Annotated in this window: 16 protein-coding genes; 5 read left to right on the forward strand and 11 right to left on the reverse strand. The window is 43.1% G+C overall.

Translation table 11 applies throughout. The features are described from left to right. Positions 1 to 51: 51 nt before the first annotated feature. The 4 genes from UH38_RS18675 to UH38_RS18690 form a co-directional block, all read right to left on the reverse strand. Positions 52 to 2,916 (reverse strand): glycerol-3-phosphate acyltransferase, encoded by a 2,865-nt coding sequence (locus UH38_RS18675; protein WP_082065437.1) that lies wholly within the window; start codon positions 2,914 to 2,916, stop codon positions 52 to 54. A 36-nt stretch (positions 2,917 to 2,952) separates the two neighbouring features. Next, positions 2,953 to 3,825 carry an aldo/keto reductase gene (locus tag UH38_RS18680; RefSeq protein WP_045056197.1) on the reverse strand — a complete coding sequence of 291 codons (873 nt, stop codon included), beginning with the start codon at positions 3,823 to 3,825 and terminating at the stop codon, positions 2,953 to 2,955. A gap of 80 nt (positions 3,826 to 3,905) precedes the next feature. Continuing rightward, positions 3,906 to 4,388 (reverse strand): GNAT family N-acetyltransferase, encoded by a 483-nt coding sequence (locus UH38_RS18685; RefSeq protein ID WP_045056238.1) that lies wholly within the window; start codon positions 4,386 to 4,388, stop codon positions 3,906 to 3,908. 282 nt (positions 4,389 to 4,670) lie between these two features. Then, positions 4,671 to 5,453: an ABC transporter permease gene (locus tag UH38_RS18690; protein ID WP_045056198.1), complete on the reverse strand. Its 783-nt coding sequence runs from the start codon at positions 5,451 to 5,453 to the stop codon at positions 4,671 to 4,673. A 118-nt stretch (positions 5,454 to 5,571) separates the two neighbouring features. Here UH38_RS18690 and UH38_RS18695 point away from each other — a divergent pair, with 118 nt between their 5' ends. Continuing rightward, positions 5,572 to 5,919: a hypothetical protein gene (locus tag UH38_RS18695; RefSeq protein WP_045056199.1), complete on the forward strand. Its 348-nt coding sequence runs from the start codon at positions 5,572 to 5,574 to the stop codon at positions 5,917 to 5,919. Positions 5,920 to 6,254: 335 nt separating this feature from the next. Beyond that, positions 6,255 to 7,208 (forward strand): RpnC/YadD family protein, encoded by a 954-nt coding sequence (locus UH38_RS18700; protein ID WP_045056200.1) that lies wholly within the window; start codon positions 6,255 to 6,257, stop codon positions 7,206 to 7,208. Positions 7,209 to 7,214: 6 nt separating this feature from the next. Here the strand turns inward: UH38_RS18700 and UH38_RS18705 are convergent, their stop codons facing one another. The 4 genes from UH38_RS18705 to UH38_RS18720 form a co-directional block, all read right to left on the reverse strand. Then, positions 7,215 to 8,006: an ABC transporter permease gene (locus tag UH38_RS18705; protein ID WP_045056201.1), complete on the reverse strand. Its 792-nt coding sequence runs from the start codon at positions 8,004 to 8,006 to the stop codon at positions 7,215 to 7,217. Continuing rightward, on the reverse strand, positions 8,003 to 8,986 hold the full coding sequence (locus UH38_RS18710; RefSeq protein ID WP_045056202.1) for an ABC transporter ATP-binding protein: 984 nt from the start codon (positions 8,984 to 8,986) through the stop codon (positions 8,003 to 8,005). The genes UH38_RS18705 and UH38_RS18710 overlap by 4 nt, the downstream gene beginning before the upstream one ends. A gap of 83 nt (positions 8,987 to 9,069) precedes the next feature. Next, positions 9,070 to 9,423, reverse strand: a complete 354-nt coding sequence (locus tag UH38_RS18715) for a type II toxin-antitoxin system PemK/MazF family toxin (protein ID WP_045056203.1) — start codon at positions 9,421 to 9,423, stop codon at positions 9,070 to 9,072. A gap of 2 nt (positions 9,424 to 9,425) precedes the next feature. Next, a complete protein-coding gene (locus UH38_RS18720) occupies positions 9,426 to 9,680 on the reverse strand; it encodes a ribbon-helix-helix domain-containing protein (RefSeq protein WP_045056204.1) in 255 nt (84 codons plus the stop codon). 114 nt (positions 9,681 to 9,794) lie between these two features. Between UH38_RS18720 and UH38_RS18725 the strand changes: the two genes are divergently transcribed. Together UH38_RS18725 and bioF are read left to right on the forward strand one after the other, a co-directional pair. Next, the gene (locus UH38_RS18725; RefSeq protein ID WP_045056205.1) at positions 9,795 to 10,010 is read left to right on the forward strand and encodes a hypothetical protein; all 216 of its coding nucleotides are present in this window, start codon (positions 9,795 to 9,797) and stop codon (positions 10,008 to 10,010) included. Positions 10,011 to 10,018: 8 nt separating this feature from the next. Continuing rightward, a complete protein-coding gene (gene bioF, locus UH38_RS18730) occupies positions 10,019 to 11,185 on the forward strand; it encodes an 8-amino-7-oxononanoate synthase (RefSeq protein ID WP_045056206.1) in 1,167 nt (388 codons plus the stop codon). A 109-nt stretch (positions 11,186 to 11,294) separates the two neighbouring features. Here bioF and UH38_RS18735 read toward each other — a convergent pair whose 3' ends face one another. Both UH38_RS18735 and UH38_RS18740 read right to left on the reverse strand, forming a co-directional pair. Next, positions 11,295 to 11,759, reverse strand: a complete 465-nt coding sequence (locus tag UH38_RS18735) for a BON domain-containing protein (RefSeq protein WP_045056207.1) — start codon at positions 11,757 to 11,759, stop codon at positions 11,295 to 11,297. An 84-nt stretch (positions 11,760 to 11,843) separates the two neighbouring features. After that, positions 11,844 to 12,533: a general stress protein gene (locus UH38_RS18740; protein ID WP_045056208.1), complete on the reverse strand. Its 690-nt coding sequence runs from the start codon at positions 12,531 to 12,533 to the stop codon at positions 11,844 to 11,846. 374 nt (positions 12,534 to 12,907) lie between these two features. Here UH38_RS18740 and UH38_RS18745 point away from each other — a divergent pair, with 374 nt between their 5' ends. Next, a complete protein-coding gene (locus tag UH38_RS18745; protein WP_045056209.1) occupies positions 12,908 to 14,446 on the forward strand; it encodes a sensor histidine kinase in 1,539 nt (512 codons plus the stop codon). A gap of 4 nt (positions 14,447 to 14,450) precedes the next feature. Here UH38_RS18745 and UH38_RS18750 read toward each other — a convergent pair whose 3' ends face one another. After that, positions 14,451 to 15,926: an ATP-binding protein gene (locus tag UH38_RS18750; RefSeq protein ID WP_045056210.1), complete on the reverse strand. Its 1,476-nt coding sequence runs from the start codon at positions 15,924 to 15,926 to the stop codon at positions 14,451 to 14,453. Position 15,927: the final 1 nt, after the last annotated feature.

Consider the following 15,927-nt stretch of genomic DNA (forward strand, 5'->3'; position numbering starts at 1 on the left):
GAAACAGTCAAGAAGGTCAAAAGCAAATAGATTGTGCGATCGCAAACCGTCTTATAACAAGTCCACAGTACCTAACCGCCCATCAATCCGAACGCGCTGACCATCTTTAAAAATCTGAGTAGCATTATGCACATCCATCACAGCAGGAATACCATATTCGCGGGCAACAATAGCTCCATGAGAGAGCCGTCCGCCTACCTCAGCAATCAACCCGCCAGCCAAAGCCAAAAGCGGCGACCAACCAGAATCAGTATAAGGCACAACCAAAATCGTTTCGCGATTAACTTCCCCCACCCCTTGCAGACTCCGCACTATTAAAATATGTCCCTCAACTTGCCCAGGACTTGCGCCGATCCCTTGTAATTGGGAGGCAGGGGAGGCAGGGGAAGCAGGGGAAGCAGGGGAAGCAGGGGGAGAATTACCATAGATTAAGGGGGGTATAGATTCTATGTTGCTATATTGCATAAATTGCGATCGCCTACTAGCCACCAACTCTTGCAAACCGCGCCCATCACCACCCCCAACAACCTTCCGAACCTCTCCCTCCTCCAAAAAAAAGATATCCCCAACTTCCACTAACCAACCCAACTCCAGCCACAACCTCTCCAAAGCCACAAACCGCCACCTAAGCAAAGCTAACAAACGACTATAAACTTCAGTCACTCTCCCCTTCAAATCCAAACGCCCCTGAACAACCCCTCCTTTCCTCCTTCCTGGGCGTACTTGGCGACTAAACGCTATCGCTACACTTCGTGAAGGCGGTTCGTTTTCCCCACTCCCCAGCCGCAAAAACAACTCCCGTACCACCTGGGGTTCCTCCCGCCAAGCAGGAACAGCAATATCAGTCCCCACCGCACTAAGATAGCCATACCGCTCCACCAACTCATCAAACCGCCGTAAAATCTCCTCATCCTGCAAACCGCGCCCCAACCCCCGCGCCTCTTGCGCTAAAGATGCGATCGCCCGAATAGCCGCCACCTCTGGAGTCAAGCTATTATCTAAATCCTCATCCTTTACCCGAAACACAGCTTGCCGTAAAGCCGCACTCAAAGGAGCCAAAATACTGTAATAAGTAGCCTTTTTTAGCAACCCCAAAATCTCATCCACCTGTGCTAGCAACTCCTGGGCAGACATTTTATCTTCCCGATCCAACCGAGACAAAGCAGGAGCAAAATGCAGCCGATAATCGCGCTCAAAATCTTGCTTTAACCTTAATTCCCGCCCCAACAGCCGCAATAACCCTGGCACATTTTGCAAAGTAGACTGCAAAGGCGGCTTACTAAACTTAGCTCCCCTAGTCAGAAACTCCAAACTTTCCGGTGGTAGACCCATGCGCCGAAAAATTTGCCCTAACAAAGAAGCATTAAAATAAGCGTAAGCATAGTGCAAAGTTGCTGTTTGCTCGAAATCTAACCCACTAGCCCTTGCACCCAAAACAACTGTAAAAATATCACCCCAAACGCCACACGTCAAAGGACGATTGATCGACCAAGTTAAGGGACGAATTGCCCCTGGTATCACCTCTGATGCTATCTTGCGCGTCCAAATAGGTAGCAGCGTAGTAATCGGGCGAGACTGCAACAGCCACAAAGTTTGACCATCATAGCTCCATTCAATATCTTGAGGAATGCCGTGATAGTAGTTCTCTAAATGTCTTGCCAAAAAAGCAACTTGCCTAATTAAAGCTGGCGGAACATCGCCTTCACCCTCTACTGGCATTTCTAACCCTTCAGGCAATAGCCAACTATCTCCAGTGGCAATGCGATCGCTATATACGCGATACTGTTGGGGTGTTACTTGCCCTGAAACTACAGCCGTTGCATCTCCAGGTAAAGCTTCAATTACTACCCAATCGCCTTGCTGGGCAATGGGATCGCGGCTAAAAGCAACGCCTGAAAATACCCCTCTAACTTGCTTTTGGATCAAAACAGCCATTGCATCTTCAGCAATAGATTTTTCTCGGCGGTAATCAATAGCTGCTGGATTATCGTAGGAATCAATCACGCGGGCGATCGCTCTATTTAACTGTGCTTTACTACTAACATTTAAAACTGTTTCATACTGTCCTGCGGCTGAAGCAGATTCGCTATCTTCCCCAACGGCTGAAGAACGCACTGCTAATGGTTCGGCTGGTGTGGGTTGCAAAAATTCTGTTAGCGCTTGCCAATCGTCTCCTGGAGGCAATACCCAACCTTGAGGAATGGGATAGCCCAAACGTTTTAACTGCGCTAATGTTGCAGCTTTTTGACCGAATTTTTCTGTTGGCAATTCGTTATCTAAACTGACGATCGCTTTGCTACCTTGAAAAAATTTAAACATTGCTTGCGACTGAGTTTGTCCACCTACTGCGGCTAAATCTAGATCGTCTGGTATTTTTTGGTAAATCCAACCAAGTAATACAGCAAGAGCGATCGCTGCCATAATTCGCCCTGGCTCGTCAGCGTGTAATAATGCCGTAAGTAGCGGAAATATCACTAAAACGCCAATTCTACCTAATTCTCTTTCCCGCAAAATTGTAAAGCTAATCCCGCCAATCAAAAACGATAAGGCTGCAATCCGCCAATCGTGGACTGCATAGCCCCAAACTGCATTAGTTGCGCCTGCACCTTTACCAATCCAATACCTACCCATAATTAAGGCAATCAGGGCAATTATCTCCCAAGTCGGATTTGTAGGGAAGAAAGTACGGGCAAGCAACACAGCAGCAATGCCTTTAAAAGCTTCTGACATTACTGCTAATACGCCTGCAAATGTACCGCCGTGATAGAAAGCTGCGGAGACGCTGATGTTACCTGTACCAACTTTAGTTAGTTGCTTTTTGGAGATTGCATACGTAATCCAAGCAATCAGCGGCAATCCACCCAATAAAGGACAGACAATAAAAATAGCCAGTGCGCCCCAAACTTCCAGCAGCATGATAATTTTCGTGTGGACTTATCTCTAGAGGTTATTTTAAGCTGCCGTTTCTCGATCTATTTGCTCTACTTCCTCTTTTGATAACTTAACTTCTACAGATTTTACCGAGTCTTCAATGCTAGAAATTTTGCTAGCACCAGGAATTGGGACGATGCAAGGTGATTTCGACATTAAGAACGCTAAGACGATCGCATATACCGATACTCCCTTGGTTTTGGCTAAAGATGCGATCGCGTCTATCTCTTCTAGGCGGCTAACTCGACGGCTACCACCCAAAGGACTCCAAGGCAAGAAAGTTAAGTTTTCTTTTTGGCAATACTCTAACACGCCGTCTTTTTCCGGCTGGCGATGCCAAGGGTTGTATTGATTTTGCACTGAGACAATATCGACTACATCGCGGGCGCGTTTGATTTGTTCGACGGAGAAATTAGAAACGCCTACAAATCTAATTAATCCTGATTCCACTGCTTCTTTAGCAGGTTTTAGCGATTCCTCAATCGAGTAATTAGGATCTGGTGCGTGATACTGCCAAATATCAATTGGTTTTTCGCCCCCCAAAGCTTCAAAGCTATCTGCAATTGTCTCCCGTAGATGGTCGGGATTGCCATTGCGCGTCCAATCTCCATTGGGACGCATCAAGCCGCCTTTGGTAGCAATAACGATTTTATCGCGATCGCCTTGATACTCCTGTAATGCTTTGGCAATCAATCGTTCGTTGTGGTGCTTATCTGACTCGTCTTTGCAATAAGAATCTGCTGTATCAATTAGCGTTACTCCCAAATCTAAGGCACGATGAATCACCTCTATCGCTTGTGCTTCTGGGGGTCTGCTACTTAGCGACATAGGCATTCCGCCTAACCCGATGGCGCTAATTGTGACATTCGTATTTCCCAGTTGTTTCGTTTCCATCAATTGACCTCTTTATCTCTAATTCCTTTCCATTGAGGTGAAAAAGTAAGGCAACAATCGTCTGTCTGAGGGTAAATTCTTTATTTATCTATCTCAATTAACATTTCCATCGTACTGATGCGAAAGCCACAAGAGGCAAATAACTTTCTTGCTGCTTCGTTGGCGTTAGCTGTGTCTAGCCGAATTTGCTTTACTCCTAGCTTTTGAAAGCGATCGCAACTTAGCTTTACCATTCTCCTCGCTACTCCCTGATGGCGATATTCTGGTTCTACCCACAGGTCATGAATAAAACCAAATTCCTTCAAGCGATAAATCGGTATTTCTTTTTCTACTGTCGCAATCAGAAAGCCTGCTAGTTGTTTGGGTTTGCTTTCATCTTCTGCTACTAAAAATACGCTTTGGCGATTATTTGCTTGAGATATCAACCACTTTTCATAACGCTGTTGAGGAGCGGGCAAAAATCCATACTTTGCCTCATTCCATGCTTGATGTAATGCACATATAGACGCAACCATTGGTAATATTGCTGGCACATCAGCAGGCGTAGCAGAACGAATATGCATAAATGTGTTTTTTGAGATTTTTACTATTAACAAATTTAACGTTTCTACTGCCAAATTTTTAGCTAGTAATTGCTGCAAAAAATTTTATTTTTAATCTAAAAATGCTTGACTTTGTAATTACAACATCATATTATAGTAAGTGTATTTGTCTAACTAAATGCTTGTTAAAAGCAGGTAGTTGGAGCGCAGCGGACAATTGTCCGTTGCGCGGGGTTTGATAGGAACTAAAAGTTAATTTTGCCAAGTTTTGAAAATAAATAGAGCTAAAATAATCGGCTTATTTTAACTAGAAGCACTGGTGTAGAAACGCAAAGCAAAGCCCCAAAAAGAGCGGGCTATGAATAGAAGTGCGATCGCCAAAACTCCCGCACCAATCACCCAGCCTAATTGTACGCGCCCAAGCATAGCTTCAGCCGGAACAGTAGTTAAAAAAGCCACAGGCACAACAAAAGTAAAGAAGAAACGATAAGCAGTAGGATAAGCAACCATTGGATAGCGCCCAGCTTCTAAAAGTCCTCTTAAAACTTCTGTAACGTTGTAGATTTTCACAAACCAAATGCTAGTTGCACCTAGCATAAACCATAAACTATATAAACTAGCGAGTCCAAATAAAAGCGGAATAGCGCTAAGTAAATAATCGCTTACAGTTATTCCTAACTGCCCTCCCGCATAAACGATCAAAATTCCTCCAAAGATCAGATCGGGTACTCCCCAAGGCGAAATAGTATGACCTGATAACCAAAATTGACTGCTAATAGGTTTAAGCAAAACAAAGTCTAAAGTACCTTGTTGAACGAGTTGAACAATACTATTTAAATTAGGAGCAAGGAAAGTGCTAGAAAAGCCTTGCAACACAGTAAAAATTCCCAGTACAACTAAAGCTTCTTGCCAAGACCAGCCAGCAAAAGTATAGCCAGTGCGGTAGAACAAAAACAAGCCAAACAAACTACCAGCAAGATTACCCAAGCTAGTAAGGGTAGCCAAGACAAAATTGACGCGGTATTCTAATTCCGCAGCGATCGCTGCACTCCACAACAGTCGCAAAACATCCAAATATCGTTTCATGCACTAAATTTCACGTAGTAGCTTACTTGAGTTTAGCTTTTATAACAAGGTAATGCACTTTTCTCGCTACACGGGAATACTACAATTGTTAACCAGACTGCATCGAAATTACAAATATATGCAAAATTATCAACTAGATCCGCAATCAGTAGAAATTGTGGGTAGAAATAAGCTTGTAAATGAGTTGCTGAAAGCGGGAATAGAAGTGTCTTTACCTATTCGCGATCGAGGAATAGATTTAATTGCCTATATAGATATAGACAAAGAAAATGAACTGCAATCATTTGTGGCTTGTCCTATACAGATGAAAGCTGCTACAGAACGCAGATTTAGCTTAAATAAAAAGTATGAGAGGTTCAAAAATCTGCTTTTAACCTTCGTTTGGCACGTTAACGATCCAAATAGCAATATTATTTATGCATTAACATACAGTGAAGCATTAAAAGTAGCAGAAAAACTGGAATAGACAAAAACTGAAACTTGGGAAAAAAGAGGTAAGTACAGTAGTACCAACCCTGGTATAAGAATAGTGAATTTACTCGAACAATATAAGATGACACCCGAAAAATGGAGGAATAAAGTCAAGAATACTGGTAAAGATTTGGTTGATACAGATAATAAGTATCAACAGTAAATTAGCATATTTGCAAAAGTAATTGATCGCAACTTAAATTAGCTATCAAACAATGAACTCATACAAAAGGTCTGTTATCTTCGCAAAAGAGCAGGCAAAAATCAAGTGCGATCGCTTTTTGAGCAATAAAGTAATAAAATAGCTTATTCTTTAAATCTCCTAACTTCATGCCCAAATCAGCCGACATTGGCACTAAACGTCTAATCAGTTTAGCTCCTAACAATTGGGTAAGATGGGTAACGCAAATTCCTGATGTAGTCGCCTCTAATATTTTAGATCCGCAGTTCCAATGGATTAGCCGCGAGGGTGATGTTTTAGTTCGCGCTCAAAGTCCGCGATACGGCGAATTTTTGGTACTTAATGAATTACAGTTGCGCTACAAACCCGATATGCCAAGAAGAATGCGGGCGTATGCAGCTTTAGCAGAAGAGAAATACAACCTGCCTACCTATCCGGTACTAATTAATCTTTTAAAAGAAGGCAATATCGAGATTCCAACTTGCTATCAGTCAGAATTTGCAGGTTTGCAGGCACGTCAAGATTACCAAGTAATTAATTTATGGGAAGTAGATGTAGAGATTGCGTTTCAAGAACCAGTCTCACCCTTGATTCCGCTTGTGCCTATACTCAAAGGTGGTGCAGAAGAATCAGTAGTACAAAGAGCATTGCAGATTTTACGTAGCGATCGCCAATTGAGCGAATTAGAAATAGTCATGGCGTTTTTTGCTAGCTTTGTATTAGATAGTGCTTTAATTCGACAAATAATGAGGTGGGATATGGCAATACTTAGCGAATCACCCTGGTATCAACAAATTTTGCAAGAAGGCGAAAAAAGAGGTATTCAAGAGGGCTTGCAGCAGGGCATTCAAGAGGGCTTGCAGCAGGGTATGCAACGCGGTATTCAAGAGGGCTTGCAGCAGGGTATGCAACGCGGTATTCAAGAGGGCTTGCAGCAGGGAATACTATTAAGTATCGAGACGAGTTTAGAGCTAAAATTTGGGGCTAAAGGGTTGGAACTATTATCAGAAATATCGCAAATTTCCGATTTAGAACGATTAAAAGCAATTTATCGGGAAGTGATAACAGCAAATACTCTAGACCAAGTGCGGCGATCGCTCTAAAATAATCTACGCTCCCATCCCTGAGTATTGCTTCAGTCCTCTACGCCACAGCCAGCGATTCCAAATAAAAAATAATCCCCCCCAACCAATCATTACCAAAAAACCTTGGACTACATTTACATCTGTTAGTCCGATCAATAGTGCTGCGGGAAAATGAATTAGGTAAGGAAATGGTGTCCAAAGTACAACATCCCTTACTCGTTCGGGAAACATCTCTAAAGGGGCAATTAAGCCAGAGAGAAACAAATATAGCAAAAACCAAAAGCTTTCAATCGCGCTAGCCCGTTCAGTCCAAAAAGCAAATAAAGCAAAAGTGTACTGAATAATAAATCTTAGAGCAAAAGCTAAGATTGCTGCGACAGCAAAAAGCAGCAAATTTCCCCAACTTGGAACCCAAAAAGCTTGCGGATAAAGAAGGAAAAACATAGCGATTAAAATTAAAGCAAATGGCAAACGGGCAAATCTTTCCGAAAAATGCCCTGCCACATGATGCCATACAGGATCTATTGGTTGTAATAATCGGGGTGAGAGTTTCCCTTCAACTACTTCCTTCTCAAACTCCCAAATTACCCAAACGACTGTAAATTGCCTAATTACAAATACAGCGAGAAAGTAGCGGGTAAAATCTATCGGACTTAGCCCAAATTGTCCGCTTTGCGCCGCCTGATTCCAAACTCCCATCAAAATTAACGGCAAACTACCAGATAATGCCCACAAAAATAGCTCGGCGCGATACTCCATCATGTAGGCGTAGTAAACCACAGCTAAAACTCTAGCCTTTCTCAAAACTGCATTCATAAAACACCGCCTGCACTAAAGACGCGCCCAATTACTTCTTCTACAGGCGGATCGGTTACTGTTAAATCTACTACTTCTAATTCTGCTAACATTCTTGCTACAGTCCGAGTAAGTAAGTCGCGTTCGACTAAAAAACGCACTGATTGCCCTTCTAAAGCTTTGATTTCGCCGTAGGGTAATAGTTTAGATTCAGGTAGCGCCCGCGCCAGTTCTACTTTTACTTCCCGACAAGGAGCAAAATTATCAATCAGTTCATCTAAGCCGCCGTCGTACACTAATTGTCCTTGATGAATGACTAAGACGCGATCGCATAAAGCTGTAATATCTGCCATATAGTGGCTAGTTAAAAGTATTGTCGCGCCATATTTAGCGTTGTATTCGCGCAAGAAATCCCGCACTCCCACTTGAGCGTTAACATCTAGCCCTAATGTTGGTTCGTCTAAAAATAGGACTTGAGGGCGGTGCAATAATGCAGCTAAAAACTCCGCTTTCATACGTTCGCCCAACGATAACTTGCGTACAGGTTGATTGAGTTTACCTTGCAACGACAGCATTTCTGTCAGTTCGCCTACCCGCATTCGGTATTCTTTGTCTGGGATACCGTAAATAGCAGCATTAATTTTTAAGGAGTCTAAGGCGGGTAAATCCCAAATTAGCTGCTGTTTTTGCCCCATGACTAAAGTAATTTTCTGCAAAAACTCAGCTTTGCGCTGAAAAGGGATATGCCCAGCTACTCTTACTTTCCCCGCAGAGGGATGAATTAAGCCTGTAAGCATTTTCAACGTTGTCGTTTTCCCTGCTCCATTTGCCCCTAGAAAGCCGACTACTTCTCCAGGTTGAATTTGAAATGAAACTTGCTTTACAGCCTCTACAGCGCGGTAAGTGCGGCGGAAAAAGTGGGTAATTGTCCCTTGCAGTCCAGGTTCTTTGACAGCTATGGGATAGACTTTGCTGAGGTTTTCAGCCTCGATAATTGGCATAGTTTAGTTATATAGATGCGATCGCCCTCTATTTGCTATTATGCTTTTTCTGCCTCGTCTGCTACACATTTACTGGTAGCTTCTTAAAATATAGCGATCGCAATTTGAATCCCTTGTTTAATTCGTTGCAAAGATTTCGGCGAAATTGCGCCATAGGGACCTTGTTCGAGATATAGTTTGCCTATTGCTGAGATATTGTCGCATAAAGCCAAAGAGTCTACTGAAAGTCCGCCTTCTCCTGCTTCGAGCAAAATGCGCGTTGGAGTTTCTCCACTGGTTACATCGCTGGTACAGGGAACGACCAAAACACTGCTAGAAAGCTGATTTCTGACATTAATAGAAACGACAACGGCGGGGCGTTTTTTGGTATCTCCCAGGGTTTTTAGGGCGCGAATTAAATAGATTTCTCCTTGGCAGGGATAACTATTGTCTGCCACTTTTAGAGTCCTTCAGAGTCTAATATCTCTTCCATTTGGGTTTGAGCAAATTCTCCCCAGTCTCGATCGAATTGTCTATCTGGTTGTTTTTGGCTTTGATAGAAGGCGCGTAGCTTATTTTCTATCTGCTGTTGATGCCACAACCGCAATCCTTCTTCCACAGCCGCAGAACGATTTTCTGTCATTTGGTCAATATCTTGAAGCAATTTAGCATCAACTGTAATTGAAATCCGTTGTTTGCTACTCGATTGAGTCATGAGTGAGGAAACAAAGTAATACTATCTATATGATAAATTATCGTATTGCGATCGCACTTTGTTTGCAGTCTCTATTTGCTATTATCCTTATTCTGTAGAGTGGCAGGAAAAGTTATGATACCTGAGCAAAAAATTTATCGAGCAAGATTTTTGCCTACAGAGGTAGTTCGGCTAAAACAAACCTGTTTTACTCTAGGACGCGCTTTCGAGCCTGGTAAGTATATAGCAGGACAGTTACCAGATATTGCTTTTGAAATGGGTTTAGTAGAACAGTTACCCCCCGTTCGGGGCAAAAATGCCAAAATCAAAAATATCGAAGCTCCCCAATAATTCAAGTAATGGAAAAAGAGCCTTACGATTGGATACAACCGTCTTTAGATACTATTCGCCGCGCCGATTGGTATCGCTCGGTGCAAGCAATTCAAAGCAAGTCGGGAGCGGTAGTACAGTTAGAAGGCAAAGAAGTTGTTAATTTTGCTAGTAACGATTATCTAGGGCTTGCAGGAGACGATCGCTTAATTCAAGCTGCTATATCTGCTACTCAAGAATATGGTACTGGTAGTACGGGTTCGCGGCTACTGAGCGGACATCGAGAAATCCATAGAGAATTGGAATGTGCGATCGCATCTCTCAAACAAACAGAAGATGCTCTAGTATTTAGTTCTGGGTATTTAGCGAATTTGGGTGCGATCGCCGCAATAGTTGGCAAACGCGATTTTATCTTATCTGATACCTACAACCACTCTTGTCTCAAAAATGGTGCAATTCTTAGCGGTGCTACAATCATCGACTACCCGCACTGCAATCTAGAAATTCTGCAAACTTTACTAAGCCAACAGCGCCACAATTTTCGCCGTTGCCTAATGATTACCGATAGCGTCTTTAGCATGGACGGCGATTTATGCCCTTTACCCGAACTTGTAGACTTAGCCGAACAATTCAACTGTATGCTGCTAATTGACGAAGCTCATGCTACCGGAGTATTAGGCGCAACAGGTGCAGGGTGCGCCGAACACTTCAAAATAAAGAATAAGTTCATCCAAGTCGGTACTTTAAGCAAAGCATTAGGTAGTTTAGGCGGTTTCGTTGCAGGTACAAAACCTTTGATTGACTTTCTCCGCAATCGTGCAGCCACTTGGATTTATACTACAGCCCTTTCTCCTGCCGATACCGCCGCCGCACTAGCAGCCGTCAACATTATTCGCCACGAGCCGCAACGCCATCAACAACTATGGCGTAACATCAATTACCTCAAACAATTATTCGCCCAGCAACTACCCAACTTAGAATTATTACCCTCAGAATCTTCTATTTTATGCTTCCAACTTCAAGACTCGAAAGCTGCGCTGCAAGTTTGCACCCAACTTAAAGATGCTGGTATCTTCGCTCCAGCAGTTCGCCCTCCTACAGTACCTACAAGTAGAATCAGACTTTCAGTAATAGCAACTCACCAACCAACTCATATCGAGCGTTTGATAGCAGCAACAAAGCAAATTAAAGCCTGAGTAGTACTTGATGAATGCGCCTGACGATAAAACTTTAAAAACGCCAAATCCGAGCAAACGTTTGTTTGGCTCGGAAAAGGATGATACTTATAAATATCTAAGTATTTGTTTAACTAGCTGGTTGTGCAGGTGCAACTTTAGCCTCAACCTTTACACTTTGTACTCCCTTAATTTCTTTTGCCAAAGGCTCAATTCTTTGTAGCTGTTCTTCAGTAGGAACAGTACCAGCTACAGTTACAGCGCCATCTTCAGCTTCTACGCTTAATTTACTAGCTGGCAAATTGGCTTCTAACTTACTGCGAACCTCACTTTGCAAGTCGCCGTCAGTTCTATCAGCATCGCCACCAGTAACATTATTGCGTTGCTCTCTGGCTCTAATATCTGAATTTAGCTGATCTCGACGGACTTCGCTAGTTGCATCATTTTTGATTTGCTCGGCAGTTTGAGCATCTGGTGCTTCTACATTTTCAGTAGTAGTATTGGGGGAGTCAGCGCTAGTTTTAGCTGTATCTTGGCAACCTACAGCACCAACTACTAGGAAGCTACCAACTAGAAAAGGAATAATTTTTTTCATTTTTACCCACTATTTGCAATTTGCAAAAGATCGATCGTGATATGAAATTGCAGATACTAATTTCTGCTAATAGCTAAGAAGCAATTAGACTTCTTCTCTACGGTCAACAATTACAACTTTGGGATCGTTGCTACTAACTGTATTGCTATAACCTGTGCGCGTTGTATCCATATCAACAGCGGGATCTACATAATTAGTATCAGCAGTGTAGCTACCAGTATTTGCACTATCAGGTATATCGTAGATGCCAAATTCTTCAATTCCTCTACCTGTCAAAATTGCTTCTGCTCTAGCAATTTCTGCTTCGCTACCATCTACTAATACTAAATAATGACCTCTAGAAACGCGATCGTTATACACTCTAGCTCGTTCTTCAGGAATACCTAAACCAATCAATGCGCCAATTAAACCACCTGCGGCTGCACCAATTGCACCACCAGCTAAGGTTGTAGCCAAAGCTGTCGCTACTTCACCAGCTAAAACTATCGGACCTACTCCGGGAATAGCTAAAGCACCCAAACCAACTAGCAAGCCTGTAGCGCCACCTAATATTCCGCCAGTTACAGCACCAGCACTAGCGCCTTCATCTGCTTTGTTGCCTACATTGTCGCTGACATCTACGCCTGCTATATCATCTTCTCTGTCTGCATCTTTGGCAACAACCGAAATTTTGTTCATCGGGAAGCCAGAATCATTTAATTCGTGCAGTGCGCGTTCTGCTTCTTGACGAGTGTTAAATACACCTACTGCACGTTTGTTCAAACCTAAAGCCATTATTTTTCCTCCACTCTTAACAACTCAACACATAAGTTGGCACAAATCTAGATTCAAGTTCTTCGTGCTAACAATATAGTTCTCGCTTTTTTATACATCAGTTTCATCAATCTATAGGTGGAATGTTTCTATTTATCTATCAATAGAATGACTTAAACATATTTATATAGATAGAGATTTACTTATAAATACAAATTTTGTGTATCAATTAATACGTAGGTTGCTGAGAGATGAAGTAGGTGCGACACCGGGAATCGCGACTTATGGGTTCGGTTCTACGACTGTCACTAATGCCTTAATATTTATAGGCTGGTAGTCAGTAAAGTTGGCTCGAACTTGGATAAAATTGCTAGCAGGTAAAGGGGCAAATACTCGTGCAAAAATGGATATTGCCTACACTAAGTGAACTATTAGCCTTGTCGCCTGATAAGGTACAAATAACAGATACGCAAAATAGTAGTGAGGCGATCGCATTGCGCGAATGGTCGATCGCGATCGCAGCAACAGAAGAACTACTACTGCAAAATATTAACTGCTCGACATCGCCGACACTACCGCCACAAGGAATAGTTCTGGCAAGTCCAGCACCAGTTTGGAGTCACGAAGCCTTGCTTGCCAATTTGTCAGCATGGGTATTTGTACCAGAAACGCTTACAAAAGCAGAAAGGCAACTACAACTACCACCTGCGGTACAAACTCACACCCAAACTACAGCAAATCTGCAGCAACTTCCCCTCCTTTGTCAAGATCCACTAGCGCAAGAACAATTTTGTCTAGTTTTAACAGATAAATTCAGTCTCATCCTAGTTTTAGGTACAGACGAGCGGGGTAATTTATCCTTCCAGTTTTCATTTGAGCCAGAAATAATCGAGCAGGCATGGCAACTTTTGCGATCGCGTTTGCTGCTATTTAACTCCCATTCCACATCGGCGTTAGATACTGAGATTGCTAAATATCACCCCACAGCACCAGACTATCGCACAGTCAGCCAATTTAGTCGCCTATTACTCAAGCACGCGCAATCGGGGGTATGGCAACGTAAAGCGCCTTTAGAGCCAACAGAAGCGCTAGAGAGCGATCGCCCTACCCTTGCTCCCCACGCCTCCCAGCGCCCCGATATCGAACTTTTGCAAGCATTTGCTCACGAGATCCGCACGCCACTGACAACTATTCGCACCTTGACACGCTTGGTATTGAAGCGCAAAGATTTAGCGCCAGAAGTGAAAAAGCGCCTAGAAACAATCGATCGCGAATGTACCGAGCAAATCGAGCGCATGGAATTAATGCTCCGCGCTGCCGAAATTGTGGAAAAAGCAACGGTTAACGCGCTATCTAATGCGGAAGGTTTCCTCCCAAATCCGCGCGTCAAAAATACCATCGCTCAACTCACAGCAATGTCTCTAGATCGAGTATTGCAACAAAGCATTCCTCGATGGCAACAACAAGCTAGTCGACGTAATTTAACTTTAGATGTGGTCGTTCCCCAACATTTGCCTACTGTAGTTAGCGATCCAAATATGTTAGATCGGATCTTGACTAGCCTAATTGAGAACTTTACCCGTAACTTGGCAGCAGGTAGCCAAATTAAAGTTCATGTCATTCCTGCTGGCAATCAACTAAAATTGCAACTGCTCTATCAATCCCAATCGAAGCAAGAACCAACGCCGCAGGCTGATAAAGTTGCACCTACAGTCAAATCTTTAGGACAACTGCTGATTTTTCAACCTGAAACTGGCAACATCAGTTTAAACATAGCTGCAACTAAACATTTATTTCAAGCTATTGGTGGCAAACTTATTGTCAGACAAAGACCTGATGAAGGAGAGATATTGACTATATTCTTGCCGATGGAAGTTAGTCATAGCGATTTTTATGCCCATAGTCTAGGCTCTATTAACCATCCTGTAGTTTAGATATTTAACTAGAAGCAGATTGCGGCGTTACTGGAGAAGTCGCTAGCGTTACAGTAAAAGTTGAGCCTTCACCTAGCTTACTTTTCACAGCAATAGAGCCACCGCAGCGCTCCAAAAGCTCCTTGACAACTGTCAAACCCAAACCAGCACCATAACTGTCATCAGCAGTCGGGCGCGTGTGGTAAAACAAGTCAAATACTTTGGGAATATCGCGTTCGGCGATGCCCATACCTGTATCGCGAAATTCTAACATCACGCGATCGCTTATCTGCCTAGCTCTAACCCAAACTTGTCCGCCGTTAGGCGTAAACTTAATACTGTTGTGCAGCAGATTAATCGCAATCTGCTTGAGCCAAGAGTTTAAACACAATACCGGAGGTAACTGCTCCGGTACTGTATAAGCAAGCATAATCCCTTTTTCTTGTGCCAAAGGCTGATACGTACTTACTACCCCAGGCACGATCTCGCTCAGGCGTACTGGTTGCAAAGGAGTGTGCTTAGGCGTGCGATTGATTTGCACTAATTCTAGTAAACCATTAATAACCGAATTTTGGCGATCGCATTCTGTATGCAGCATTTGTAAATAACGCAATCGCTGGGGCGGCTTGAGGTGAGGAGAATTAAGCAAACTCAATGCCGTTTTCATATTCGTCAAAGGCGTACGCATTTCCTGACAAGCGCTACCTAGTAACTCATCCTTTTGCCCAACACTATTACCTAGTTCTTGGTTACGCTGCTGCAATCTAGCTATAGCACCAGCACTTGCTCTACGCAGCAATCGATCTTGGCGTTGGATTTGGTAAGTAAACAAGCACTCAATTAGCTCTAATGGCGGCGATGGAGCGATCGCAAATAACTCATCCCAATTTGCCAACAATTGGGTTATTGCTTGAGCGCTAGCATTAGTTTTTTTTGCAGCATTTTTTGTAGTTACAGCGATAATTTCTTGGTGTATCCCCTCTAACACTTGCTCAACTACTTGGGGTTGCCAAGAACACACACTTATTAAACTATCCTTTTTCTCTACACGTGATGGTTTATTTGCCCTTAAAGAGCCACTTAGATCGCTTCCCGTTCTAATTTTTTGGCGTTGATGGTGACGGCGGTGAGCCAAAACAAGAATGTTAAAGCTAGGCGATAAAACTAATAAGAAATACTCGCGCTGCAACTTACTACTTACGGGTAGTTTAAGCGATCGCTCGCCAGCAGCGCTTAACTTGGAATTTTGTCCTACATGGAAACCATATACTCCCTCACATAGCCCTGTGACATGGTAGCGCTCAATTTCCGAGCGCCAAATTTGTCCTGGCGGTAACTTGAGCCATAACTGGGCGCGAATTTGCTGTTCGACAAGCAAATCGACTGTAGCACCAAACAGAGCATATAAAGTAGTAGGCGTAACAGGCAATAACTGAGGAGGTGATTCTACTGTAGAAGTCATCTCAACAAGACTAAAAGACTGCCGATCGGAACTGACCATA

Origin of the sequence: Aliterella atlantica CENA595 (genome assembly GCF_000952155.1) — a bacterium.
Lineage (GTDB): Bacteria > Cyanobacteriota > Cyanobacteriia > Cyanobacteriales > Chroococcidiopsidaceae > Aliterella > Aliterella atlantica.